Source organism: Citricoccus parietis (assembly GCF_042433045.1).
GTDB classification, from domain to species: domain Bacteria; phylum Actinomycetota; class Actinomycetes; order Actinomycetales; family Micrococcaceae; genus Citricoccus; species Citricoccus parietis.
In genome coordinates, this window is the sequence record NZ_JBHLWH010000058.1 from 1 (window position 1) to 853 (window position 853).

General features: G+C 66.4%; 1 protein-coding gene. It reads right to left on the reverse strand.

Annotation, left to right across the window (positions count from 1 at the left end):
- The coding region (locus ACFFIO_RS17305) for an IS5 family transposase (protein WP_378043702.1) at nt 1–792 on the reverse strand (792 nt) is incomplete at its 3' end.
- Nucleotides 793–853 lie beyond the last annotated feature (61 nt).

Genomic DNA, 853 nt, shown 5'->3' on the forward strand with positions numbered 1-853 from the left:
TTCTTTGAGCAGGCGGCGGATCACGATGATGGCGTTGGCCAGGTGCGTCCAGGCCTGTTGGGCTTTCTCGCCGCGATCCAGGACGACCTGAAGGAGCCCGAAGCCGCGGGTGTGCCAGGAGTTGGTGCGCTCGATCATCCAGCGGCGGGTGTGGTTGATCTTGATGTAGGTGCCCTTCGGGGAGATCTTCCAGTGGCACCCCAACTCGGTGAGCAGGTCCCGGGTCACGCTGGAGTCGTATCCGGCATCGAGGTCGACCCGGATCGTCTCGGGTAGGTGGAATCCGAACCGGGACAACCGCTCCAGGCTCGGCCGCAGCAATGGCGAGTCGTGTCGGTTGGCCCCGGTGAGCACGACCCCGATCGGCAGGCCGTGGCCCTCGCAGAGAACGGAGCGTTTCTGCCCGGACTTGCCCCGGTCCGTGGGGTTGGCCCCGGTGTTGTCCCCGCCGCAGGGCGCCTTCACGCAGCACCCGTCCACACTCAGATGCTCCAGGTCCAGGCCGACGAGCCAGTCAAAGGCCTCCAGCACGGCCTGCTCGAGTCCGGCGAACACCCCGGCGGCGGTCCACTCGTCTCTGCGGGTGCGCAGTGTGGTGGCCGAGACCCTGTCGTCTGCGTGCTTGGTGTAGGCCCCGCCGAGCACGAGTCGGGAGACGAGCTTGTCGAAGACGATCCGGTCCGGTACACGTGGCCGATGGCAGCCGAGCGGATGGGAGTCCTCCACCGGTGGCAGGAGCATCTCGAACTGGCACCACAGGGGCTCGATGATTGAGGATGGAAGTGCTGGCACGGGCAAGGGTCCTTCGCCTCGAACGGATAGGTCGCACTTCCATCGAAGCGACAACCCTCCC